Source organism: Halomonas sp. ND22Bw (assembly GCF_003011945.1).
GTDB lineage: Bacteria > Pseudomonadota > Gammaproteobacteria > Pseudomonadales > Halomonadaceae > Halomonas > Halomonas halophila.
In genome coordinates this window covers 1-21,457 of record NZ_PXWD01000008.1, presented here as the reverse complement: position 1 = coordinate 21,457, position 21,457 = coordinate 1, and the positions used below count along the sequence as shown (strand labels likewise).

At 69.8% G+C, this 21,457-nt stretch carries 22 protein-coding genes; 12 read left to right on the top strand and 10 right to left on the bottom strand.

The features are described 5' to 3' along the window. Nucleotides 1-131 precede the first annotated feature (131 nt). The 6 genes from CVH10_RS11315 (at nucleotide 132) to CVH10_RS11290 (ending at nucleotide 4,240) form a co-directional block, all read left to right on the top strand. A complete protein-coding gene (locus tag CVH10_RS11315; RefSeq protein WP_106488743.1) occupies nucleotides 132-1,532 on the top strand; it encodes an RNA polymerase factor sigma-54 in 1,401 nt (466 codons plus the stop codon). 112 nt (nucleotides 1,533-1,644) lie between these two features. Further along, on the top strand, nucleotides 1,645-1,956 hold the full coding sequence (raiA, locus tag CVH10_RS11310) for a ribosome-associated translation inhibitor RaiA (protein ID WP_016854429.1): 312 nt from the start codon (nucleotides 1,645-1,647) through the stop codon (nucleotides 1,954-1,956). 3 nt (nucleotides 1,957-1,959) lie between these two features. Next, nucleotides 1,960-2,445, top strand: coding sequence for a PTS sugar transporter subunit IIA (locus CVH10_RS11305; protein ID WP_106488742.1), 486 nt, complete (start codon nucleotides 1,960-1,962; stop codon nucleotides 2,443-2,445). Between the two features lie 32 nt (nucleotides 2,446-2,477). After that, the gene (rapZ, locus tag CVH10_RS11300; RefSeq protein WP_035592383.1) at nucleotides 2,478-3,377 is read left to right on the top strand and encodes an RNase adapter RapZ; all 900 of its coding nucleotides are present in this window, start codon (nucleotides 2,478-2,480) and stop codon (nucleotides 3,375-3,377) included. A 4-nt stretch (nucleotides 3,378-3,381) separates the two neighbouring features. Then, entirely contained in the window at nucleotides 3,382-3,651 is a 270-nt protein-coding gene (locus CVH10_RS11295; protein WP_035592380.1) for an HPr family phosphocarrier protein, read from the top strand. 49 nt (nucleotides 3,652-3,700) lie between these two features. Further along, nucleotides 3,701-4,240, top strand: coding sequence for a hypothetical protein (locus CVH10_RS11290; protein WP_035592378.1), 540 nt, complete (start codon nucleotides 3,701-3,703; stop codon nucleotides 4,238-4,240). A 104-nt stretch (nucleotides 4,241-4,344) separates the two neighbouring features. On the opposite strand, the gene pmbA is transcribed toward CVH10_RS11290, so the two are convergent. Beyond that, complete coding sequence (gene pmbA, locus CVH10_RS11285) at nucleotides 4,345-5,685, bottom strand: metalloprotease PmbA (protein WP_035592377.1); 1,341 nt, start codon at nucleotides 5,683-5,685, stop codon at nucleotides 4,345-4,347. Nucleotides 5,686-5,810: 125 nt separating this feature from the next. On the opposite strand from pmbA, the gene yjgA reads away from it, so the two are divergent. Further along, nucleotides 5,811-6,314 carry a ribosome biogenesis factor YjgA gene (gene yjgA / locus CVH10_RS11280; protein ID WP_035592374.1) on the top strand — a complete coding sequence of 168 codons (504 nt, stop codon included), beginning with the start codon at nucleotides 5,811-5,813 and terminating at the stop codon, nucleotides 6,312-6,314. 100 nt (nucleotides 6,315-6,414) lie between these two features. On the opposite strand, the gene tldD is transcribed toward yjgA, so the two are convergent. The 7 genes from tldD to CVH10_RS11245 form a co-directional block, all read right to left on the bottom strand. Next, nucleotides 6,415-7,869 carry a metalloprotease TldD gene (tldD, locus tag CVH10_RS11275; protein ID WP_035592371.1) on the bottom strand — a complete coding sequence of 485 codons (1,455 nt, stop codon included), beginning with the start codon at nucleotides 7,867-7,869 and terminating at the stop codon, nucleotides 6,415-6,417. Continuing rightward, the gene (locus tag CVH10_RS11270; RefSeq protein WP_106488741.1) at nucleotides 7,866-11,723 is read right to left on the bottom strand and encodes a YhdP family protein; all 3,858 of its coding nucleotides are present in this window, start codon (nucleotides 11,721-11,723) and stop codon (nucleotides 7,866-7,868) included. The genes tldD and CVH10_RS11270 overlap by 4 nt, the downstream gene beginning before the upstream one ends. Before the next feature lie 4 nt (nucleotides 11,724-11,727). Then, entirely contained in the window at nucleotides 11,728-13,191 is a 1,464-nt protein-coding gene (gene rng, locus CVH10_RS11265; RefSeq protein ID WP_035598425.1) for a ribonuclease G, read from the bottom strand. A 33-nt stretch (nucleotides 13,192-13,224) separates the two neighbouring features. Next, the gene (locus CVH10_RS11260) at nucleotides 13,225-13,842 is read right to left on the bottom strand and encodes a nucleoside triphosphate pyrophosphatase (RefSeq protein ID WP_106488740.1); all 618 of its coding nucleotides are present in this window, start codon (nucleotides 13,840-13,842) and stop codon (nucleotides 13,225-13,227) included. Nucleotides 13,843-13,847: 5 nt separating this feature from the next. Next, nucleotides 13,848-14,336: a rod shape-determining protein MreD gene (gene mreD / locus CVH10_RS11255; RefSeq protein WP_035598422.1), complete on the bottom strand. Its 489-nt coding sequence runs from the start codon at nucleotides 14,334-14,336 to the stop codon at nucleotides 13,848-13,850. Then, the gene (gene mreC / locus CVH10_RS11250; protein ID WP_052052561.1) at nucleotides 14,336-15,214 is read right to left on the bottom strand and encodes a rod shape-determining protein MreC; all 879 of its coding nucleotides are present in this window, start codon (nucleotides 15,212-15,214) and stop codon (nucleotides 14,336-14,338) included. Before mreC ends, mreD begins: the two co-directional genes overlap by 1 nt. A gap of 242 nt (nucleotides 15,215-15,456) precedes the next feature. Continuing rightward, nucleotides 15,457-16,494 carry a rod shape-determining protein gene (locus CVH10_RS11245; RefSeq protein WP_035598417.1) on the bottom strand — a complete coding sequence of 346 codons (1,038 nt, stop codon included), beginning with the start codon at nucleotides 16,492-16,494 and terminating at the stop codon, nucleotides 15,457-15,459. A gap of 160 nt (nucleotides 16,495-16,654) precedes the next feature. Here CVH10_RS11245 and gatC point away from each other — a divergent pair, with 160 nt between their 5' ends. From gatC to CVH10_RS11220, 5 genes are read left to right on the top strand one after another with little or no spacing between them, the layout of a single operon-like run. Further along, the gene (gatC, locus tag CVH10_RS11240) at nucleotides 16,655-16,942 is read left to right on the top strand and encodes an Asp-tRNA(Asn)/Glu-tRNA(Gln) amidotransferase subunit GatC (protein WP_035598414.1); all 288 of its coding nucleotides are present in this window, start codon (nucleotides 16,655-16,657) and stop codon (nucleotides 16,940-16,942) included. A gap of 51 nt (nucleotides 16,943-16,993) precedes the next feature. Continuing rightward, nucleotides 16,994-18,454, top strand: coding sequence for an Asp-tRNA(Asn)/Glu-tRNA(Gln) amidotransferase subunit GatA (gatA, locus tag CVH10_RS11235; protein ID WP_106488739.1), 1,461 nt, complete (start codon nucleotides 16,994-16,996; stop codon nucleotides 18,452-18,454). Continuing rightward, nucleotides 18,454-19,908 (top strand): Asp-tRNA(Asn)/Glu-tRNA(Gln) amidotransferase subunit GatB, encoded by a 1,455-nt coding sequence (gene gatB / locus CVH10_RS11230; RefSeq protein ID WP_035598409.1) that lies wholly within the window; start codon nucleotides 18,454-18,456, stop codon nucleotides 19,906-19,908. Before gatA ends, gatB begins: the two co-directional genes overlap by 1 nt. A gap of 53 nt (nucleotides 19,909-19,961) precedes the next feature. Further along, nucleotides 19,962-20,513 carry a cupin domain-containing protein gene (locus CVH10_RS11225; protein ID WP_035598406.1) on the top strand — a complete coding sequence of 184 codons (552 nt, stop codon included), beginning with the start codon at nucleotides 19,962-19,964 and terminating at the stop codon, nucleotides 20,511-20,513. Between the two features lie 56 nt (nucleotides 20,514-20,569). Beyond that, nucleotides 20,570-20,779 (top strand): 2-hydroxymuconate tautomerase family protein, encoded by a 210-nt coding sequence (locus CVH10_RS11220; RefSeq protein WP_035598404.1) that lies wholly within the window; start codon nucleotides 20,570-20,572, stop codon nucleotides 20,777-20,779. Between the two features lie 96 nt (nucleotides 20,780-20,875). Here CVH10_RS11220 and CVH10_RS11215 read toward each other — a convergent pair whose 3' ends face one another. Then, complete coding sequence (locus CVH10_RS11215) at nucleotides 20,876-21,043, bottom strand: DUF6435 family protein (RefSeq protein ID WP_106488738.1); 168 nt, start codon at nucleotides 21,041-21,043, stop codon at nucleotides 20,876-20,878. Between the two features lie 306 nt (nucleotides 21,044-21,349). Continuing rightward, nucleotides 21,350-21,457, bottom strand: a 108-nt coding sequence (locus CVH10_RS25320) for an aldehyde dehydrogenase family protein (RefSeq protein ID WP_146142930.1), incomplete at its 5' end; no start/stop codon positions are given.

Sequence of the window (21,457 nt, the reverse complement as noted above, 5' to 3'; positions counted from 1 at the left end):
TATATTGTCGCCATGCACAGACAGGCATGGCAATTGCCATTGGCATGCTAATTGCTGAGCAAAGGCTTGCACGGCGGGCACACCCACACTAGGGTGGAAGGCCTCTTTGCCGCAGGACCGGAACGCTTGCCATGGCCATGAAGGCATCCCTCCAACTGCGTGTCGGCACCCAGCTGACCATGACGCCCCAGCTGCAGCAGGCCATCGGCCTGCTGCAGCTCTCGACCCTCGATCTGCGCCAGGAGATCCAGCAGGCCCTGGAAGCCAATCCCATGCTGGAGCTGGAGGACGACTTCGGCGAGCAGGCCGTCGGCGAGACGCCGGACGACGACTGGTCCGACGAGATTCCGGAAGAACTCAGCGTCGACAGCGACTGGTCGGACACCTTCCAGGACGCCGGCGGCAGCGGCGAGGCTCCCGACTTCGAGCGCCAGGCCGCCGGCCAGAGCCTGCAGAGCCACCTCGTCTGGCAGCTGGCCATGAGCAAGCTCGACGAACGCGAGACCCGTATCGCCGAGAGCCTGATCGATGCCGTGACGCCGGACGGCTATCTGGATCAACCGCTCGACGAGCTGCGCGACGGCCTGCGCGCCCAGGGCCTCGACGGGCTCGCCACCCGCGAGGTCGAAGCGGTGCTGCTGCGCCTGCAGCAGTTCGAGCCCACCGGCGTGTTCGCCCGCGATCTGCGCGAGTGCCTGCTGCTGCAGCTGGCCACCCTGCCCGACGACACCCCGCTGCTGCCCCAGGCGCGCCGCCTGGTACGCCAGTTCCTCGAGGCGCTGGCCGGCAACGATCGGCGGCTGCTCAAGCGGCGCCTGGGGCTCGACGACGAAACCCTCGACGCGGTCATCGGCCTGATCCGCGGCCTCGACCCGCGCCCGGGCAGCGAATTCGCCAGCGGCGACAGCGACTACGTGATTCCCGACCTGATCGCCCGCCACACGCCCCAGGGCTGGCGCGTCGAGCTCAACCCTGAGGCGATGCCGCGGCTGCGCATCCAGCCCGACTACGCGGCGCTGATCAAGCGCGCCGACAAGAGCGACGACAACCAGTTCCTCAAGGACCACCTGCAGGAGGCGCGCTGGCTGATCAAGAGCCTGGCCAGCCGCAACGACACCCTGCTGCGCGTCGGCCACGAGGTGATGACCCGCCAGATCGAGTTCCTCGAGCACGGCGAGGAGGCCATGAAGCCGCTGATCCTGGCCGACATCGCCCAGACGGTGGAGATGCACGAGTCGACCATCTCCCGGGTCACGACCCAGAAGTTCATCCACACCCCCCGCGGCGTCTTCGAGCTCAAGTACTTCTTCTCGAGCCAGGTCGGCGACGGCGAGGATGCCCACTCCAGCACCGCGATCCGCGCCCGCATCCGCAAGCTGATCGAGGGCGAACCGCCGCGCAAGCCGCTGTCCGACAGCAAGCTGGTCACCCTGCTCGCCGAGGAGGGCATCGAGGTGGCCCGACGCACCGTCGCCAAGTATCGCGAAGCGATGCACATCCCCTCCTCCAGCCAGCGCAAGCGCCTCGGCTGAGGCCCTCCCGGCGGGGGGTTCCAGAGTATGAAAACGCGTCTGGCACGGGGGGTTTGCAAGGCACCAAAAAGGGTTACAATCGAGTCACCACCCAAGGAGCAAGGAGCGTGTCATGCAAGTCAACCTCACCGGCCATCACGTGGAATTGACCGAGCCCCTGCGTGACTACGTGCAGGAGAAACTCTCCCGCCTGGAACGCCATTACGACAACATCACCACCGTTCAGGTGACGCTCTCCGTCGAGAAGGAACGCCAGCAGGCCGCCTGCACGCTGCACGCCGCCGGTGCCGATCTGCACGCCGAAGCGATGGACGCCGACATGTACGCCGCCATCGACGCCCTTGCCGACAAGCTGGACCGCCAGCTCGTCAAGCACAAGGAAAAGACTCAGGCCCGCGCCCAGGGCGCCGCAAGCGTCCGCTGAGTCATGTCACTCGAAGCCATCCTGCCCCCCGAGCGCACCCTCTTCGGTGTGCCCGGGGGGAGCAAGAAACGGGTGCTGGAGTTCTTCAGCACCTTCATCGCCCAGAACATTCCCAGCCTCGACAGCCAGGAGGTCTTCAGCCGGCTGATCGGACGGGAGCGGCTGGGCAGCACCGGCATCGGGCACGGGGTCGCCATCCCCCATTCCCGCAACCCTCACTGCAAGGCCCCCATCGCCGGCTTTCTCAAGCTCGACGAACCGGTCGACTTCGACGCCATCGACGGTGAACCCGTCGACCTGGTGTTCGTGCTGCTGGTCCCCGAGGAAGCCGACGACGCGCATCTCGCCCTGCTCGGCCAGGTCGCCGGCGTGATGAACGACGCCGCGACCCGCAGCGCCCTGCGTCGGGCCGGCAGCCAGCGCGAGCTGCACGACAGCCTCCTCGACGCCATCCGACGACAGGCACCGGCCGCCAGCGGACGCGGCTGAGGGCCGCCCCCGACCAGGAGACCCGATCCGTCATGCAGCTCGTCATCATCAGCGGACGCTCCGGCTCCGGCAAGTCGATCGCCCTGCAGGCCCTCGAGGACCTCGGCTACTACGCCATCGACAACCTCCCGGCGATGCTCCTCGGACCGCTGGTCGACGAGCTGCGCAGCGGCCAGTCCCTGCGCAGCGCCGTCGCGGTCAGCATCGACGCCCGCAACCTGCCCCATGCCCTGGAACGCTTCCCGACGCTGCTCGAGGACGTGCGTGCCCGCGACATCCAGTGCCAGGTGATCTACCTGACCACCGATGCACGCATCCTGCTGGAGCGCTACTCCGCGACCCGGCGCCGACACCCCCTGACCCGCGATACCGAAATGACCCTGGCCGAGGCGATCGATCGCGAGGAAGACGCCCTGTCGGAGATCCGCGACCTCGCCGATCTGCTGATCGATACCTCGCGGCTATCGGTGCACGACCTGCGCGGTCGCATCACCGACCAGGTCGCCGGGCACCGCCGCGAAGGGCTGACGCTGACCCTCGAGTCGTTCGGCTTCAAGCGCGGCGTGCCCCTGGACGCCGATATCGTGTTCGACGCCCGCTGCCTGCCCAACCCCTACTGGGACCCGCGGCTGCGTGATGCCACCGGCCGCGACGACAGCGTGATCGCCTTTCTCGAGGGCTACCCGGTGGTCGACGAGATGGCCGACGACATCCTGACCTGGATCGAACGCTGGCTGCCCCGCTACCGCGCCAGCCAGCGCAGCTACCTGACCGTGGCGATCGGCTGCACCGGCGGCCAGCACCGCTCCACCTACCTGGCCGAGCGACTGTCCCGACGTCTTGCCGAGACCCACGCCGGCGTGCGCCTGCGCCATCGCGAGCTCGGCCTGCAACTCACGCTTCCCGACCCGAACGACGCCAAGGACCGCTAGTCACGTGCCCAGCCGCAAGCTCACCCTGACCAACAAGCGCGGCCTGCACGCCCGGGCCGCCACCCGCCTGGTGCAGTGCTGCCAACCCTACGCCTCCCGCGTCACCGTCTGCCATGGCGACCAGCAGGCCGATGCCACCAACATCATGGCGCTGCTGATGCTGGCCGCGCCCTGCGGCACCGAACTGACCCTCGAGGCCGACGGCGACGACGGCGAGGCGGTGCTGGATGCGCTGGAAGCCCTCTTCGCGGCCCGCTTCGACGAAGAAGCCTGACCAGAGGCCGTCTCGACGGCGCCATCACTCCCCTCTACCGAGCAGGACCATGCAGCTGATCCAGACCGGCAAGTACTCCAGAGTCCACTTCGATCCCGAGCGCGACCACTTCATCAAGACCTTCCAGCCAAAGGCCGTCGACCGGCTGCGCTACCTGGCGCGCATCCGGCCCTACCCCGGGCGCAACTTCGCCCTCATTGCTTCCCGGCTCGAAACCCTCGGCATCGCCACGCCGACCATCGTCGAGGCGCGCCCCTATCGGCTGGTCACGGAGAACATCCATGGCGTGCCGCTCAAGCAGCTGATCCTCGACTCCCCCGACCTGCAGGAACAGTATCTGGACGCGCTGGTCGCCTTCGACCGCGACGGCATTCACTGCCGCGGCCTGCACACCGACAACTTCCTGGTTCGCGACGGTCGCCTGTTCGCCATCGACCTCGATGCCTACAAGGCACCGCGCTGGCGGCGCTATCCGCGCCGCGAGTACCTGGACTGCCTGAGCCGCTCGCTCAAGGGCAACGAGGCCTTCCTGTTCGCTCGCCTGCTCGAGCGACTGGGCGTGGACGAACACTACCGCCCGAAACGCTGAATACCGGCCCTCGGGCCAAGACCACGTCGCGCATGAGCACACAAAAAAGCCCGCGAGCGTCTCGCGGGCTTTTTTGTGTCCGGAGTGTCGTTACCGTGGCCGGCTCAGCTGCCGGCCACGGTCATCTCGTCGATCAGCCAGCTGCCGGTGTGAACGCTGCCGCGGGTGTCGATGTCGTCGCCGACGCCGACCAGCCCCTGGAACATCGTCGCCAGGTTGCCGGCGATGGTGAACTCCTCCACCGGATGCTGGATGCGGCCGTTCTCGACCCAGAACCCCGCGGCGCCACGGGAGTAGTCGCCGGTAACGCCGTTGACGCCCTGCCCCATCAGCTCGGTGACCAGCACCCCGCGATCCATGCGCGCGAGCAGCGCCTCCTGGGACTCGAGCGGCGCGCTGAGGCGCAGGTTGCGGGCGCCGCCGGCGTTGCCGGTGGTCTCCATCCCCAGTCGCCGCGCGCTGTAGGCGGACAGCATGTAGCTGGCCAGCCGTCCCTGATCGATGAAGACGTTGTCGCGGGTCGCCACGCCGTCACCGTCGAAGGCGCTGCTGGCCATGCCGCGCATCAGGCGCGGCTTCTCCTGCAGCGAGAACCATTCGGGGAAGAGCGCATCGCCGAGGCGGTCACACAGGAAGGAGGACTGGCGATAGAGGGCGCCGCCGGCGATGGCACTCAAGAAGCTGCCGACCAGCCCCGAGGCCAGGCTCGGATCGAACAGCACCGGCATCCGCCCGGTGGCCGGGCGCTGGCCGCCGAGCCGGCGCAGGGTGCGACGCGCGGCGCTCTCGCCCACGGCCTCGGGAGCCAGCAGCTCGCGAGGGTCGCGGGCGCTGGTGTAGTCGTAGTCGCGCTGCATGCCGTGCTCGTCCTCGGCGATCAGCATGCAGGACAGCGAGTGGCGGCTGCCGCGCTGACTGCCCAGGAAACCGTGGCTGTTGGCGTAGACGCGCACGCCCTCGCCGCTGGACAGCCCCGCGCCGTCGGAGCTCCTGATGCCCGCCTGGCCGCGGCCGGCGTTCTCGCAGGCCAGCGCCAGCTCGACCGCCTCCTCGGTGGACAGCGCCCAGGGGTGATGAACGTCGAGGTCCGGCAGCTCGCGGGCCATCAGTTCGGCCGGGGCGAGCCCCGAGGCCGGGTCCTCGCCGGTGTAGCGGGCGATGGCCATGGCCTTCTCGACCACGTCCTGGATCGACGCCTCGGAGGCGTCGGTGGACGAGGCACTGCCCTTGCGTTGGCCGACGTAGACGGTCACCGCGATGCCCTGATCGCGGGACAGCTCGACGGTCTCGACCTCGCCCTCGCGCACGTTGACGCCCACGCCCTGGTCGACGCTGGCGCCCACCTCGCAGGCATCGGCGCCGAGCCGGCGGGCCAGCGCCAGGGCCGCCTCGGCACGGGTTTCCAGCAGCGACTGCTGGGCGACGGCATCGAAAGCCTGTGTCATCGTCTTGACTCCTCACTCGACCGGCCAGGCGGCCGATACACAACATGGTCGTTTGGCCAGCCCGACGCGGCGGGCTGGTATACTGGGCCGATGCCTAACGCCCCTCTCATGAATCAGGACGCCGCATGACCCAGGATGATTTCTCTCCGGCCGACGAACGGCCCAGCAAGTCGCAGCTCAAGCGCGAGATGCATGCCCTCCAGGAGCTCGGCGAACGGCTGATCGCCATGCGCGAGGCCGAACGCGACCGCTTCCCGCTCTCCGACGACCTGCTGGCGGCCATCGAGGAGACCGGCCGCATCCGCGCCCGGGAGGCCCGCCGCCGGCACATGCAGTACGTCGGCAAGCTGATGCGCCGCGAGGACCTCGAGGGCATCCAGGCGGTGTTCGACGAAATGGACCGCGAGCAGCTGCGCCGCGACCACGCCTTCCATCGCCTGGAACAGTGGCGCGACCGCCTCATCGAGGACGACGACGCCCTCGAGGCCTTCATCGCCGACTACCCCGACGTCGACCGCCAGGCCCTGCGCCAGCTGATCCGCAACGCCCGCCGCGAACGCGATCAGGGCAAGCCGCCGACCAACGCCCGGCGGCTGTTCAAGCTGATCCGCGAGACCGCCGAGCTGTAAAGCCGGAAGCTTGAAGCCTGAAGCTGGAAGTCCTCCCGTCAGGCCATGGGTTGCTCTTCCAGCTTCCAGCCGCGAAGCGGCGCTCTTCCCGCTTCAAGCTTTATGACTGCGTGCCGCCGACCGTGAGCTCGTCCAGCTTCAGCGTCGGCTGGCCGACGCCCACCGGCACCCCCTGCCCTTCCTTGCCGCATACGCCGATGCCGGTATCCAGCTCCAGGTCGTGGCCGATCATCGACACATGCCCCATGGCCTCCGGACCGTTGCCGATCAGGGTCGCGCCCTTGACCGGCGCGGTGATGCGGCCGTCCTCGATCAGATAGGCCTCGCTGGCCGAGAACACGAACTTGCCGGAGGTGATGTCCACCTGACCGCCGCCGAAGCTCACGGCATAGATGCCGCGAGAGACGCTCTTGATGATGTCGGCGGGGTCGTCCTGGCCGGCACGCATGTAGGTGTTGGTCATGCGCGGCATCGGCATGTGGGCGAAGGACTCGCGGCGGGCGTTGCCGGTGGGCGCCATGCCCATCAGTCGGGCGTTGAGCTTGTCCTGCATGTAGCCGGTGAGGATGCCGTCCTCGATCAGCGTGGTGCACTGGGTGGCCGTGCCCTCGTCGTCGACGGACAGCGAACCGCGACGGTCGGCCAGGGTGCCGTCATCGACCACGGTCACGCCGGGCGCGGCCACGCGCTCGCCCATGCGGCCGGCGAAGGCCGAGCTGCCCTTGCGATTGAAGTCGCCTTCCAGGCCGTGGCCCACGGCCTCGTGGAGCAGGATGCCCGGCCAGCCGGCGCCCAGCACCACCGGCATCTGGCCGGCCGGGGCATCCACGGCGTCGAGGTTGACCAGCGCCTGGCGCACCGCCTCCTTGGCGAAGCGCTCGGCGACGTTCTCGTCGCGTAGCCGCGACATCGGGTAGCGGCCACCGCCGCCGGCGCTGCCGCGCTCGCGGCGGCCGTCGCGCACCGTGATCACGCTGACGTTGAAACGCACCAGCGGGCGCACGTCGGCGGCCAGGGTGCCGTCGCTGGCACGCACCAGCACCACCTCGTAGACGCCGGTCAGCGAGGCGCTGACCTGACTCACCGACGGGTCGGCGGCCCGGGCGACGCGATCGGCCTCCTTGAGCATGGCGACCTTCTCGTCGGCGGAGAGTCCGGCCAGCGGATCGATGCCGGCATAGCGAGCGGCCGGCGCCGTCACCACCCGCGGGGCGGCGCTCAGGCGCTGGCCGCTGCGCACGATGCCGGCGGCGGTGCGCCCGGTCTCGGCCAGGGCCTCCATGGAGATCTGGTTGGAGTAGGCGAAACCGGTCTTCTCCCCGGCCAGGGAGCGCACGCCGACGCCCCCGTCGATGTTGTAGCTGGCCTCCTTGACCTCACCGTCCTCCAGCACCCAGCCCTCGTGCCAGCTGCGCTGGAAGTACAGATCGGCGTAGTCGATGCCGGCGCCCATGGCGTGGCCGAGGCCGGTGTCGAGGGCATCGAGATCGAGCCCGCCGGGGGTCAGCAGCGCCTCGGCGGCCTGGTCGAGCAGGGGTTGCGTGTGTGATGTCATTCGGCACTTTCCAGAGCGATGCGCGGCGAGGTCCAGGGCCCCTCCACGCGATAGTGAATTCGGGTCACGCGGTCGAGGGCGTCGCCGAACAGCTTGTCGGCGATGAACAGCGCCCCACCGACCACCGGCGCCCCGGCGATCACCGCCGCCAGGGGCAGGTTGCTGCTCACCGGCAGGGTAATGCCCAGACGCTGGTCGAGTTCCCGCCGCGCCAGATCGACGCTGCCGTCGAGGGTGAAGCGGGTGGCCGGACCATCGATCTCGACCGGACCGCGGGTCTCCAGCACCCCACCATACAGGGTCGCATCGCCGCTGACACGATCGAAGGCGGTGCCCCGCCCGGTGACGTCGGAGAAGTCCAGGGTCAGCCGGCGCAGCAGGTTGTCCACGTTGAGCAAGCCGACCAGCCGCGCCGAGGGCGATTCCAGGTTGACGAAACGACCGTCGCGCAGCTCGACCGCCAGGTTGCCCCGGGAGCGCGCCAGAGCGAACTGCCAGGGCGCACCGGGCCAGGCCAGCTGTCCGTCGACGCGGGTCTCGGCGTTGCGGATCGCCACCGGCTGGCCCAGCGCCTCCAGGGCCGACCCCAGGTCGCCGCCATCGATGTCCAGCCGTGCCCGGGTCAGGCTCGCCTCGGGGCCGGCGGCCTCCCAGGTCAGGCTGCCCCGGGCATCGATCTCGCCCAGGCTCAAGGCCAGCGGCTCGACCACCAGGCGCTGCGGAGCGGCCCGCCACTGGGCGTTCAGCGGCCCGAACTGTCGCCCCTGGTAGTTCAGTTCGTCGATGCCCAGCCGACCCGCCGGCAGCGCTTCGAGCGACGCCGGCATGGCGACCGGCGTCGGTGGCACCTCCAGCTCCTCGAGCAGGCGGCCGCCACCCGCGGAGACCGGTGCCGGCTCGGCCGGCAGCAGGCCGTCGAGGCGCAGCCGCGACAGCGAGACGTCGAGCGGCTGCGAAAGCCCCGGCCGATAGGCCAGCCGGCCGGTCAGCAGGCTGCCGTCCAGGGCCAGGTCCCAGCCGCCGGCCGTCGGGGCCCCCTCGACGATCATCGAGCCCAGACAGCGCCGCTCGACGCTCAGGCAATCGGTATCCAGCATCAGGTGCGAGATGGCGCCGCTGCCCTCCAGCCCCCCGCCGGCACCGTCCACGCCGGCGGACAGCGGCGCCAGGGCGGTGCCCCAGGCCTCGGCATCGACGCGCGGCAGATAGGCCTGCAGCGACCAGCCGGATTCACTGGGCCAGGTCGCCGGTGCCTCGCGGCCCAGCCAGGCCTGCCCCTGGCCGCCGCGCCCGGGGCGCCAGCGCCAGCCGAGGCGCGCACCCAGCCGGCCCGACCAGGGCCCGGACTCGGCCAGGGCGAAGGTCAGGCGCAGGTCGCGCGGCGTGCCGGCCGGCTTGCCCAGCGGCGCCGGCAGGTCGATGACCAGGTCGCGCAGTTCGCTCGACAGGTTCAGGATCGGCGTCTCGGCGTCGAGATCCACGTTGCCCTGCCAGGCCAGCGGGCCGGACAGCATGCCGCCGATGCCGGCCGGCGCGCCCAGCTCGGTCAGCGCCCCGGCGCGGGCAGTGCCCGACAGCGCGACGCGTCCCTCGCCGGTGGCCAGCGTGGCGCTGACCGGCCCGCCCAGCAGCCGTCCGCTCAATCGACCGTCGAGGGAGCCGGCCTCGCCGCGCTGGCGCCAGGCCAGCGGCCCGCTGATGTCGTGGAACGAAAGCCCGCTCGCCGCATGGGTCAGGCGCGGCAGGTCGGCGTCGCCGGCGATGTCGAGCTGCAGCGCCTCGGGCTCGTCCAACGCCATCTCGAGGTCCAGGCCGGCCTCGACGCTCCCCTCGGCCCGCCAGTCGGTGACCGCCTCGATGCCATCGACGGGCATCGCGGCAAGATAGCCCGTGAGTGCCGGGGCGTCGGCGACGAGCGGCCCGCTGACCGAGAGCCGATCGTCCTCGAGGCGCACCTCGGCGTCGCGGGTGCGGATGCCCAGGCTCTCGGCGGCGTCCACCTCGGCCTCGAGCGTCTCGCCGCGCAGGCGCAGGCGGCCGGCCACGTCGTCCAGCACCGGCCAGCCGTCGGCGAACGGCAGCCGCCCGGCCTCGACCTCGAGATCCAGGTTCAGGGTCGGCTCGATGCTGGAAAGCCCGGTCTGCTCGTCGCGCAGCGGGACGTGCAGGCGCAGCGCCCCCGCGGGCACCCGCCCGGCCAGGCCGCCGGACAGCCAGTCGGCGAGCTCCGGGGCTTCCTCGCGCAGCACCACCATCGGCAGCCAGTCGGTCAACGGCCGCGAGCGAGCGTCCACGTCACGGAAATCCAGCGCCAGGCCGAAGCCGCCGCGGCCGGGGCCACCGGTGGCCAGGCCGAAGTCGCCGCTCACCTCGGCGCCGCGCCAGCCCGCCGAGAGGTGCCGCCCGCTGACGAAGCCGCGCTCGCCGTCGTAGCGCCAGCTCACCTCGCCGCTGGCATGATCGAGCGACATCGGCGCCTCGAAGACCTCGGGAAAGGCCAGCGTGCTGCCCTCGCCGCCGGCGAAGCGCACGCTGCCGTGATTCCCGTCGGCCTCCAGCCACAGCGCCAGCGGACCGCCGCCCGGGGCTTCGTTCCAGGGCGCCACGCTCACCTCGCTGGCACTGACCCGGGCCTGCCAGACGCCAGCCTTCACCCCGGCGCCGAGGGCCTCGATGCGCCCGCGCGGGGCCAGCGCGGCCACGCCGCGGTCCAGCGCCTCCGGCAGCGGCAGCCGGGAGCGCCAGGCGGCCAGGGCCTCGAGATCGAACGGGCCGGTGGTGAGCCACCAGTCGCTGTCGTCGCCCTGAAGGTACCAGTCCCGCGGCAGCGCTCGCGCCTCGGCCGAGGCCTCGGGGCCGGCGACCTGCTCGGCGTCGGCCTGCACCCAGGCCTGCCAGTCCTCGGCGCCGGCCGTGCGCCGCCACTGGCCCCGCAGCATGGCGTTGTCGAGCACGATATCCGACGCCTCGGCGTCGTCTACCGTCGTGCCCAGCACCAGGCGCGGCGCGGTGACGTCGAGGCGCGCGTCGGCCAGGCGCCCGTGGGTCCAGCGCCCCCACAGCCGGGCCTCGCCCGCCAGGTCGTCGAAGTCCGGCAGCCCCTCGACGCCGAACAGCGACGACAGCCCGGTCAGGCTGTCGAGGCTCATGTCGGCCTGCAGGGCCGCGCCGAAATCGTCCAGCCCCTCGCCCGGCACCAGTTCCATGACCACGCTCGCGGCCTCCCCCGGCCGGCCCCGCAGCCGCACCCGCCCCTCCAGATGCGTGCGTCGGGCATCGCCGACCATCAGCAGCCGCGGCGCCTCGAGCACCGCCTCGTGCTCGCGGCCGTGCAGCACCAGCTCGATGTCCTCGGCCCAGGCGCGCTGGCGCAGCAGCACGCCGACCCAGAAGTCCAGGCGCTCGAGATCGAACTCGCTGTCGGGCATCAGCTCGGGGGGCACGTCGGCCGGCTCCGGCCAGTGCCATCGGCCGTCTTCGGCCTGATAGAGATGCAGGGTGAGATCGGACAGCCGCGCATCGGCCACCACCGGCATGCCATCGCGCAGGCTGGCACCGGCATCGAGCCGCAGGCGAGCGTCGCCAAGCTCGAGCAGGGGCCGGTCGCCGCTGGCCGCACGCAGCGATAGTCCGCGCAGCTCGAGCTCGGGATCGAAGCCGGCCAGTCCACCCTCGATCGTCTCCAGGCTCACTGCAGCCTCGAAGCGGGCCGAAAGCAGCGCCTCCAGGCGCGGGGTGAGCTGATCGACCTGACCGAGCAGCAGGCGCAGCACCAGGGTGAGCACCGCCACCAGGGTGAGCGCCGCCGCCAGCAGCGTCAGGGTCCAGCGAATGGCCAGGCGAGTCCTCGACATGGGCTCACATCAGCACGATATCGTACTGCTCCTGGGAGTAGTGGGCCTCGACCTGGAAGCGGATAGTCTTGCCGATGAACTCCTCCAGGTCGGCGACCGCCGCGGACTCCTCGTCGAGCAGGCGATCGACCACCGGCTGGGAGGCCAGCACCGTATAGGTCTCGGCGCTGTAGGCCCGCTCCTCGCGCAGGATCTCGCGGAAGATCTCGTAGCACACCGATTCCGGGGTCTTGAGGGTGCCGCGACCGTGGCAGGACGGGCAGGCCTCGCACAGGGTCTGCTCGAGGCTCTCGCGGGTGCGCTTGCGCGTCACCTGCACCAGCCCCAGCTCGGTGACGCCGGTGCACTTGGTCTTGGCGTGATCGCGCTCGAGCGACTTCTCCAGCACGCGGAGCACCTGGCGCTGATGCTCCGGCTCCTCCATGTCGATGAAGTCGATGATGATGATGCCCCCCAGATTGCGCAGCCGCAGCTGGCGGGCGATGGCGGTGGCGGCCTCGAGGTTGGTCTTGAAGATGGTCTCCTCGAGGTTGCGATGTCCCACGAAGCCGCCGGTGTTGACGTCGATGGTGGTCATGGCCTCGGTGGGATCGATCACCAGGTAGCCGCCGGACTTGAGCTGGACCTTGCGTCCCAGCGCCTTCTGGATCTCGTCCTCGACGCTGAACAGGTCGAAAATCGGCCGCTCGCCGGCGTAGTGCTCGATGCGCTCCACCGCCGAGGGCATGAATTCCTCGGCGAACTCCAACAGCTTGACGTGATTCTCCCGGGAATCGATGCGCACCTTCTCGATGTCGTCGCGCATCACGTCGCGCAGGGTGCGCATGAACAGCGGCAGGTCATCGTAGATGACGCTGGGGGCCGAGGCGGTGACCTTGCGCTCGCTGACCTTGCGCCACAGGCGCAGCAGGAAATGCATGTCGCCGGCCATCTCCTCCTGGCTCACGCCCTCGGCGGCGGTGCGCACGATGAAGCCGCCGGTCACCTCCAGGGTCTGCTCCGCCTGGGCGGCCTCGACCAGCTCGCGCAGCCGCTCCCGCTCGCGCTCGTCCTCGATGCGCTGGGAGACCCCGTTGTGAGGAGAGTCCGGCATGTAGACCAGGTAGCGCGACGGCACCGAGAGATGCGTGGTCAGGCGCGCGCCCTTGGAAGCGATGGGGTCCTTGGTGACCTGCACCACCAGCGACTGGCCCTCGTGGAGCAGGTGGCCGATGGAGGCCTGCTCGTCGGCCGGGGTCCCGGAGGGCATCACCTCATGCGCGTGGATGAAGGCGGCCCGCTCGAGACCGATGTCGACGAAGGCAGCCTGCATGCCCGGCAGTACACGCACCACCTTGCCCTTGTAGATGTTGCCGACGATGCCGCGGCGCCGGGCCCGCTCGATGAAGGCTTCCTGGAGCACGCCGTTCTCCACCACGGCGACCCGGGTCTCCATCGGGGTCAGGTTGATCAGTACTTCACCGCTCATGCGGAAATCCTTGTCCAGAGGAAACTCGAGGCATTATGACATAGCGCGGTTCCACAGCGGCACGCCCTGTCGGGCCAGCAATTCAGCGGTCTCGAACAGCGGCAGGCCGACCACCGCGGAATGGCTGCCCTCGAGACGCGACACGAACAGCGCCGCCCGGCCCTGGATGGCATAGCCGCCGGCCTTGTCGGCGGGCTCGCCGGTCGCCCAATAGGCGGCGGCCTCGGCCTCGGTGATCTCGCGTAGCGTCACTCGCGTGGTCACGCAGGCACTCAGCAGGCCCGCCGGGCCGGTCACCGCCACCGCGGTCAGCACCCGATGGGTGCGCCCGGACAGCGAACGCAGCATGGCGGCGGCGTGCTCGCGGTCGCGCGGCTTGCCGAGGATGGCATCGTCACACACCACCGCGGTGTCGGAGCCGAGCGTGGGCAGCGTGCTGCCCAGCGCCCCGGCCCGGGCCTTGTCCTCGGCCAGACGTCGAACATAGGCCTCGGGGGCTTCGCCGGGCCGCGGTGTCTCGTCGAGGTCGACCGGATGCACCTCGACCGGCACGTCGATGCTGGCCAGCAGCTCCCGGCGGCGCGGCGAGGCGGAGGCCAGCCGGATCAGCGGCGGCTCGGGAGCATCGGTGGCGGCATCGGACATCGTCATCCGGCTCACTCCTCGCTGCCACGGCGCCGGAAGGCGCGGAACAGCGTGGTCAGCCAGGGCCACAGCAGTGCCCCGATCACCGAGGGCAGCAGGAAGGACAGGTGAATCGCAAAGGGCCCCAGCAGGGTCCGGAGCCACTGCTCCACCAGCTGCACCGTGCCCAGCAGCACCAGGATCAGCACCGCCTGCTGGAGCAGCGAGTAGGCCCGGAAACGCGGATAGACCAGGGCGCACAGGAAGGCCAGCAGCGACAGCAGCAGGGCGTTCTGGCCGAGCGGCGCGCCCTGGATCAGGTCCACCAGGATGCCCAGCGCGAAGCCGTGGAAGACCCCGACCTTGTGGGGCGCTTTCATGCACCAGTAGATCAGCATCAGGCCCAGCCAGTCCGGGCGCCAGATCTGCCAGCCATCGGCCAGCGGCATCACCTGAAGGCACAGTGCCAGCAGCAGGGTCAGCCAGATCCAGGGCAGGCTCGCCGTCGCGCGTGCGGCCATTATTCCTCCTCCCCGACGGGACCGATCATCTCCAGCGCCGCCTGGACGGCGGCCTGGTCGAGCGCGACCGTCCAGCCCCCGCGGCCCGGCGCCTCGGGGGGCTCCGGCGGAAACAGCAGCAGGAAATGGCGGGCGCGCTGCAGCTGGGCCACCGGACGGGCCTCGACCCGGGCGAAGGGCTCGCCGGGATCGTGGACCACCGAGGTGACCCGCGCCACCGGATAGCCGGGTGGAAAGCGCCCGGCCAGCCCCGACGTCATCAGCAGGTCGCCCTCGCGGATATCCGCGGTGTCCGGCACGTGCAACACGCCGAGGGCGTCGTACTGGCCGGTGCCCTGAAGGATGAAACGCAGGCCGTTGCGGTTGACCTGGACCGGCAGCGAGTGACTGGCGTCGGACACCATCAGCACCCGGCTGGCGTAGGCCGACACCGAGGTCACCTGACCCACCAGCCCGGCGGCATCCATCACCGGCTGGCCGACGAAGACGCCGTCGCGCTGCCCGCGGTCGATGACCATGCGATGGCTGAAGGGATCCGGGTCCAGCGACAGCAGCTCGGTGGTGATGAAGGGAATGTCATGCTCGCGGGTGGCATCCAGCAGCTCGCGCAGCCGCACGTTCTCGGCGGTCAGGCTGGCCATGCGCTGGACGCGATGCGAGAGAGTCAGGATCTGCTCGCGCAGCTGGCGATTCTCGTCGAGCAGCTCGCGCTGGTCGGAAAACGCCAGCGACGCCCAGTTGAGGGCGTCGCTGGGCAGGCTGACCAGCCACTGGACCGGCGCCACCAGGGTCGACAGCTGGGCCCGCACGGGCTCCATGCGCGTGAAACGCAGATCGGCGAACATCAGGGCCACGGCGAGGAGCGCACACAGCAGCATGCGATACCCCGGCACCGAGCCGTGCGAGAACAGCGGTTTGATGGCGTCCTCTCCCTATTCTCCTTGGCGGCGTCGGGCCTCTTGCCGCGACGCCAGACAGCACTGTCCCGCCAGGGCGCCGGCCCGCCATGGCAACATTCCGTTTTCAGGGGACGTACCGGTCAGGTCGTGCGTCGCCGGGCCCGGCCACTCGGGGGTGGCCGATCCCGGCGAGCGCAGCCATCCAGCAGGGCTTTGCCCGGTCAGTCGCTGGAGAGCAGCTCGAACGTATGCTGATCGATCATCTCGAGGGCCTTGCCGCCGCCGCGGGCCACGCAGGTCAGCGGGTCCTCGGCGACGACCACCGGCAGGCCGCTCTCCTCGGCGATCAGCTTGTCGAGATCGCGCAGCAGCGCACCGCCGCCGGTCAGCACCAGGCCACGCTCGGCGATGTCGGAGGCCAGCTCGGGGGGCGACTGCTCCAGCGCGCTCTTCACCGCCGCGACGATGGACCCCAGGGTCTCCTGCAGGGCGTCGAGGATCTCGTGGGAGTTCAGGGTGAAGCTGCGCGGAATGCCCTCGGCCAGGTTGCGGCCGCGCACGTCGATCTCGCGCAGTTCGCCGCCGGGATAGGCGCAGCCGATCTCTTCCTTGATCCGCTCGGCGGTGGACTCGCCGATCAGGCTGCCGTAGTGGCGACGCACGTAGGCGATGATCGCCTCGTCGAAGCGGTCGCCGCCGACGCGGATGGACTCGGAATAGACCACGCCGTTGAGCGAGATGATGGCGATCTCGCTGGTGCCACCGCCGATGTCGACGACCATCGAGCCCTGGGCTTCCTCGACCGGCAGGCCGGCGCCGATGGCCGCGGCCATGGGCTCCTCGATCAGGAACACCTCACGGGCGCCGGCGCCCTCGGCGGATTCCTTGATGGCGCGGCGCTCGACCTGGGTCGACATGCAGGGCACGCAGACCAGCACCCGCGGGCTCGGCGTCAGGAAGGTGCTCTGATGGACCTTGCGGATGAAGTACTGCAGCATCTGCTCGGTCACGGTGAAGTCGGCGATGACACCGTCCTTCATCGGGCGGATGGCGGTGATGTTGCCCGGTGTGCGGCCCAGCATGCGCTTGGCGTCGGCACCCACGGCGGCCACGCTGCGCATGTTACCGGACTGGCGGATCGCCACCACCGACGGCTCGTCGAGCACGATGCCGCGCCCGCGGACGTAAATCAGCGTATTGGCCGTCCCCAGGTCGATCGACAGATCGCTGGAAAACAGCCCCCTCAAACGTTTGAACATGAAGTCGTTACCTAGTGCAGACCGGGGACCCTGTGCGGGGGCAAACCGTATCACTGCACCCCCCCAGCGGCAAGCGCCACGCCCCTGGCCCCTGCCCGCCGTGACGCGAATGTGATAACTTCTGCGGTCTTTTCTGCCACCCTTTCGAGGACACCCGATCATGGCGCTTGAACACGCAGACGTTCTCCGGGCCGCCCACCTGGCCCGTCTCGGCCTGGACGAGGGTGAGGCCGATCGCTATCTCGACGACCTGGGCCGCATCCTGGAGATGGCCGACCAGCTGCAGTCGATCGACACCGACGGCGTCGCCCCGCTGGCCCACCCGCTGGACGCCACCCAGCGCCTGCGCGCCGACGAGGTCACCGAGGCCGACCAGCGCGAGACCTTCCAGCGCTGCGCCCCCGCGGTGGAGAACGGCCTCTATCTGGTGCCGCGAGTCGTCGAATGACCGCCTCCCTCTTTCGTCGTCAATGACATGTCATCACGGAGCCCCGGCCCCATGCACGACCAGACACTGACCGGACTCGCCGCCGCCCTGGCGGCCGGCGAGTTCTCCAGCCGCGAGCTGACCGAACATCTGCTCGCGCGCATCGAGCGCCATGACGGCGCGCTCAACAGCTTTATCACCGTTACTGGCGATGCCGCGCTCGAAGCCGCGGATCGCGCCGATGACGCCCGCGCTCGCGGCGAGGCCGGCCCGCTGACCGGCCTGCCGCTGGCGCTGAAGGACATCTTCTGCACTCGGGGCGTCAAGACCAGCTGCGGCTCGAAGATGCTCGACAACTTCGACGCGCCCTACGACGCCACCGTGGTCGAGAAGCTGGCCGCGGCCGGCACCCTGAGCCTCGGCAAGACCAACATGGACGAGTTCGCCATGGGCTCGTCCAACGAGAACAGCCACTACGGCGCGGTGAAGAATCCCTGGGACCTCGGCGCCGTGCCCGGCGGCAGCTCCGGCGGCAGCGCCGCCGCGGTGGCCGCGGGCCTGGTGCCGGCGGCGCTCGGCACCGACACCGGCGGCTCGATCCGTCAGCCGGCGGCCTTCTGCGGCATCACCGGCCTGAAGCCGACCTACGGTCGCGTGTCGCGCTACGGCATGATCGCCTACGCCTCGAGCCTCGACCAGGCCGGCCCCATGGCCCGCACCGCCGAGGACTGCGCCCACCTGCTCGGCGCCATCGCCGGCCACGACCTGCGCGACTCCACCAGCGTGGCGCGCGGCGTGCCGGACTACACCGAGGGCCTCGACGCGCCGCTATCCGGGCTCAAGATCGGCCTGCCCAAGGAGTACTTCGGCGACGGCCTGTCCGCCGAGGTCGAGAGCGCGGTGCGCGAGGCGATCCGGGTCTACGAGTCGCTGGGCGCCACGGTGCGCGAGGTCAGCCTGCCGCATACCCACTATGCGATCCCGGCCTACTACGTGATCGCGCCGGCCGAGGCCTCCTCAAACCTGTCGCGCTTCGACGGCGTGCGCTTCGGCCACCGCTGCGAGAACCCGACCGACCTGATCGACCTCTACAAGCGCTCGCGGGGCGAGGGCTTCGGCGAGGAGGTCAAGCGGCGCATCCTGATCGGCACCCACACCCTCTCCGAGGGCTTCTTCGACGCCTACTACAAGCAGGCGCAGAAGGTCCGCCGCCTGATCCGCCAGGACTTCCTCGACGCCTTCGAGGAGGTCGACGTGCTGATGGGCCCGGCTTCACCGACCCCGGCCTTCGACCTGGGCGACAACAAGGACCCGGTGTCGATGTACCTGCAGGACATCTACACCATCGCCGTCAACCTGGCCGGCATCCCCGGCATCAGCGTGCCGGCCGGCTTCGCCGGCGGCCGCCCCGTGGGCCTGCAGATCCTCGGCACCCACTTCGCCGAGGCCCAGCTGCTCAACGTCGCCCACCAGTTCCAGCAGGCCACCGACTGGCACCTGCGCCGTCCCGACCTCGCCGAGGAGACCGCCTGATGCAATGGGAAACCGTGATCGGGCTGGAGGTCCACGTCCAGCTCGCCACCCGCTCCAAGATCTTCTCCGGCGCCTCCACCGCGTTCGGCGCCGAGCCCAACACCCAGGCCTGCGCCGTCGACCTGGGCCTGCCGGGCGTGTTGCCGGTGCTCAACGAGCAGGCAGTGGCCATGGCCGTGCAGTTCGGCCTCGGCATCCATGCCGAGATCCCCGAGGTCTCGGTGTTCGACCGCAAGAACTACTTCTACCCGGACCTGCCCAAGGGCTACCAGACCAGCCAGATGTATGAGCCGATCGTCGGCCCGGGCGAGGTCGAGATCCTGCTCGACGACGGCGAGAGCAAGCGCATCCGCGTGCATCACGCTCACCTCGAGGAAGATGCCGGCAAGTCGCTCCACGAGGACTTCCACGGCATGACCGGCATCGATCTCAACCGCGCCGGCACGCCGCTGCTGGAGATCGTCTCCGAGCCGGACATGCGCTCGGCCAAGGAGGCCGCGGCCTACCTCAAGGCGATCCATTCCATCGTGACCTATCTGGGCATCAGCGACGGCAACATGGCCGAGGGTTCGATGCGCTGCGATGTCAACGTCTCGGTGCGCCCCAAGGGCCAGGAAGCCTTCGGCACCCGCGCCGAGATCAAGAACGTCAACTCCTTCCGCTTCGTCGAGCGCGCCATCGAGTTCGAGGTCGAGCGCCAGATCGAGCTGCTCGAGGACGGCGGCACGGTGGTTCAGGAGACCCGTCTCTACGACCCCGAGGCCGACGAGACCCGCAGCATGCGCACCAAGGAGGAGGCCAACGACTACCGTTACTTCCCCTGCCCCGACCTGCTGCCGGTGGTGCTCGATCAGGCCTACGTCGATCACCTGCGCGGCCAGCTGCCGGAACTGCCGGCCGCCAAGCGCGAGCGCTTCCAGGGCGAGCTCGGCCTCTCCGCCTACGACGCCGGCGTGCTCTCGGCGAGCCGTGCCATGGCCGAGTACTTCGAGCGCGTTCATGCGGTCTGTGGCGACGCCAAGCAGGCCGCCAACTGGGTCCAGGGCGAGCTGTCCGGGGCCCTGAACCGCGAGGGCCTGGCGATCGTCGACAGCCCGGTCTCCGCCGACCAGCTCGGCGGGCTGGTGGCCCGGGTCAAGGACGACACCATCAACGGCAAGGCCGCCAAGCAGGTGTTCCAGGCGCTGTGGCACGGCGAAGGTGACTCCGCCGACGCCATCATCGAGGCCAAGGGGCTGAAGCAGGTCACCGACACCGGCGCCATCGAGGCCATGATCGACCAGGTGATCGCGGACAGCCCGGCCCAGGTCGCCCAGTACCGCGACGCCGAGCCCGACAAGCGCGGCAAGATGATCGGCTACTTCGTCGGCCAGGTGATGAAGGCCTCCCGCGGCACCGCCAACCCCCAGCAGGTCAACGCCCTGCTCAAGGAAAAGCTCGACGCCCTGTGCTGAGCCCCGAGGGGCGGGCCTGACCGGCCCGCCCCGTCGACTTCAGAGGATGAACCATGGCAGAAGACGTCGGCGCGCGATTGCGTGCCCTGCGTAAACTGAGAGGCATCTCCCAGCGCGAGCTGGCCAAGCGCTGTGGCGTCACCCACTCCAGCCTGTCGCTCATCGAGCAGGGCAAGGTCAGCCCCTCGGTGAGCTCACTGAAGAAGATCCTCGATGCCATCCCCATGAGCGTCGGCGACTTCTTCACCATGGACCTGGAGAGCCGCGACCAGGTGTTCTATTCGGCCGACGAGCTGGCCGACGTGGGCAGCGGCGACGTCATCTACAAGCTGGTCGGCGGCAATCGCACCGCCCGCGCGCTGAACTTCATGGTCGAGACCTACCCCCCCGGGGCCGATACCGGCCGCGAGATGATCGCCCACCAGGGCGAGGAAGCCGGCGTGGTGCTGGAGGGCGAGATCGAGATCACCATCGGCGCCGAGACCCGCGTGCTGACCTCCGGCGAGGCCTACTACTTCGACACCAACGTTCCCCATCGCTTTCGCAACGTCGGCGAGGTCGCCTGCCGACTGGTCAGCTGCGCCACCCCGGCCCGCAGCTTCTGAACGTGGCGACGCCCCGGCACCGCCGCCGGACATCGCCCCCACCCCGGGAGACCCCCATGCCGAACGTCAACATCCAGCTGATCGAAGGCCGCAGCGCCGAGCAGAAGGAAGCCCTGATCGAGAAGATCACCGCGGCCTGCGTCGAGGCCATCGACTGCACCCCGGAGAGCGTGCGCATCGTGCTCTCCGACATCGCGCCCCAGGACTTCGGCCTGAGCGGCGAGTCGGTCGCCAAGCGCCGCGCCGATCAGGACACGACGGCCTAATCCTCCCCTCTTTTCCCGGATGAGGCGTGGGGCGAACGACTCCACGCACCGCGCCTCGATCGGGTCATGCGCCAGGCCAGCCGGCCACCGCCGCTTTCAGCTCTTCTGCCGCTCGATCTCCGCCCGCAGCGCCTCGGCCTGCTCGGTCAGCACCGCATTGGACCGCATGTCACCGTTGCGTGCAGTCGTCATGGCCTCCTCCAGCTTCTGCTCGTACTGCCGCTGGAGCTTCTTTAGCGGGTCTCGCTTGAGCCAGTTCAACATGCCATTTCCTCCGCAAGAGCAGAATTTCGTACAACTTTGAAACAACTATTGTACAAGAAAATTCCGCTCCCGGCGCTCATTCGACGCGCCCCCATAACGAGCCGGTCGGCGATCGCCTGACGAGGTGACGGGTGTGCCACGCGGCGAACAGCGCCGCAATCCTTTCCCCCCTGGCCGCCCGGTCCGGCCGCCGCCCAGGACGCCGTTTCCTGACCGAGCCCGCGGCACGAAAAAAGCCGGCCGCGGCGAACCGCGGCCGGCAAGTCGAGGGATCCCCTCCCCCATCAGTGCTCCAGGCTCCGCCCCTCAGGGCGCCAGCGTCATCCACACGCTCTTGAGATCGGAGTACTCCTCCAGCGAGTGATGCGACTTGTCGCGCCCGTTGCCCGACTGCTTGACCCCGCCGAAGGGCAC

What these genes read in the sequence shown, in the direction of transcription:
- CVH10_RS11315 (WP_106488743.1), top strand. Translation starts at nt 132, where the DNA reads ATGGCCATGAAGGCATCCCTCCAACTGCGTGTCGGCACCCAGCTGACC.
- raiA (WP_016854429.1), top strand. Translation starts at nt 1,645, where the DNA reads ATGCAAGTCAACCTCACCGGCCATCACGTGGAATTGACCGAGCCCCTG.
- CVH10_RS11305 (WP_106488742.1), top strand. Translation starts at nt 1,960, where the DNA reads ATGTCACTCGAAGCCATCCTGCCCCCCGAGCGCACCCTCTTCGGTGTG.
- rapZ (WP_035592383.1), top strand. Translation starts at nt 2,478, where the DNA reads ATGCAGCTCGTCATCATCAGCGGACGCTCCGGCTCCGGCAAGTCGATC.
- CVH10_RS11290 (WP_035592378.1), top strand. Translation starts at nt 3,701, where the DNA reads ATGCAGCTGATCCAGACCGGCAAGTACTCCAGAGTCCACTTCGATCCC.
- pmbA (WP_035592377.1), bottom strand. Translation starts at nt 5,685, where the DNA reads ATGACACAGGCTTTCGATGCCGTCGCCCAGCAGTCGCTGCTGGAAACC.
- yjgA (WP_035592374.1), top strand. Translation starts at nt 5,811, where the DNA reads ATGACCCAGGATGATTTCTCTCCGGCCGACGAACGGCCCAGCAAGTCG.
- tldD (WP_035592371.1), bottom strand. Translation starts at nt 7,869, where the DNA reads ATGACATCACACACGCAACCCCTGCTCGACCAGGCCGCCGAGGCGCTG.
- CVH10_RS11270 (WP_106488741.1), bottom strand. Translation starts at nt 11,723, where the DNA reads ATGTCGAGGACTCGCCTGGCCATTCGCTGGACCCTGACGCTGCTGGCG.
- rng (WP_035598425.1), bottom strand. Translation starts at nt 13,191, where the DNA reads ATGAGCGGTGAAGTACTGATCAACCTGACCCCGATGGAGACCCGGGTC.
- CVH10_RS11260 (WP_106488740.1), bottom strand. Translation starts at nt 13,842, where the DNA reads ATGACGATGTCCGATGCCGCCACCGATGCTCCCGAGCCGCCGCTGATC.
- mreD (WP_035598422.1), bottom strand. Translation starts at nt 14,336, where the DNA reads ATGGCCGCACGCGCGACGGCGAGCCTGCCCTGGATCTGGCTGACCCTG.
- mreC (WP_052052561.1), bottom strand. Translation starts at nt 15,214, where the DNA reads ATGCTGCTGTGTGCGCTCCTCGCCGTGGCCCTGATGTTCGCCGATCTG.
- CVH10_RS11245 (WP_035598417.1), bottom strand. Translation starts at nt 16,494, where the DNA reads ATGTTCAAACGTTTGAGGGGGCTGTTTTCCAGCGATCTGTCGATCGAC.
- gatC (WP_035598414.1), top strand. Translation starts at nt 16,655, where the DNA reads ATGGCGCTTGAACACGCAGACGTTCTCCGGGCCGCCCACCTGGCCCGT.
- gatA (WP_106488739.1), top strand. Translation starts at nt 16,994, where the DNA reads ATGCACGACCAGACACTGACCGGACTCGCCGCCGCCCTGGCGGCCGGC.
- gatB (WP_035598409.1), top strand. Translation starts at nt 18,454, where the DNA reads ATGCAATGGGAAACCGTGATCGGGCTGGAGGTCCACGTCCAGCTCGCC.
- CVH10_RS11225 (WP_035598406.1), top strand. Translation starts at nt 19,962, where the DNA reads ATGGCAGAAGACGTCGGCGCGCGATTGCGTGCCCTGCGTAAACTGAGA.
- CVH10_RS11220 (WP_035598404.1), top strand. Translation starts at nt 20,570, where the DNA reads ATGCCGAACGTCAACATCCAGCTGATCGAAGGCCGCAGCGCCGAGCAG.
- CVH10_RS11215 (WP_106488738.1), bottom strand. Translation starts at nt 21,043, where the DNA reads ATGTTGAACTGGCTCAAGCGAGACCCGCTAAAGAAGCTCCAGCGGCAG.